Origin of the sequence: Bartonella sp. AA74HLJMH, from assembly GCF_042197045.1 — a bacterium.
Taxonomy (GTDB): domain Bacteria; phylum Pseudomonadota; class Alphaproteobacteria; order Rhizobiales; family Rhizobiaceae; genus Bartonella.
The window spans coordinates 1-557 of the sequence record NZ_JBHIRJ010000162.1; the positions used below are offsets into that span (position 1 = coordinate 1).

Annotated in this window: 1 pseudogene; it reads left to right on the plus strand. The window is 46.9% G+C overall.

What is annotated here, in order from left to right:
* A pseudogene (locus tag ACFINH_RS10350) lies at positions 1-557 on the plus strand (late control protein); the annotation flags it as partial.

Here is a 557-nt window from a genome sequence, read left to right on the forward strand (position 1 = left end):
AACAGCATCAGTGCATTTATGGGGTGTTTTGTTGTCGAATCAGTTGTAAGTTGTGGGGGCAGTGATGGAGAGATTTTACGCCTTTGTGGCAAAAGCGCCTCGATGCGTAAAGAGCTCAAAGAACAGGTGAGTGAACATTTTGACCACAAAACTGTTGGTGAGATTGTCGAGACACTTGCCAAACGCCATGGCTATCAAGCAAAGGTCAGTCCTCAGTTCACTAAAAAACCTTTGCCTTATGTGATTCGTACAGATCAATCGGCTGTTGATTTTTTAACCCGCCTTGCCGACCGCATGCGGGCGCGTTTTTTGATCAAGGACAATAAGTTTTTATTTTTAAGCGGGGACAATTTACCAGCACTCGACATCCATAAGCACGACTGTTCCAACTGGGAATTCACGTTAGAGCCACGCACGCAATATGGCACTATTGAAGCTGCTTATTTTGATCGCTCAAAAGGGCAGCAATGCCAAGTCAAGCATCAGACAGGGTTTAGCGGTCCCGTGCGGCGTTTACGGACTTGTTACACTTGTGAGGAGGAAGCACGAGCTGCTGC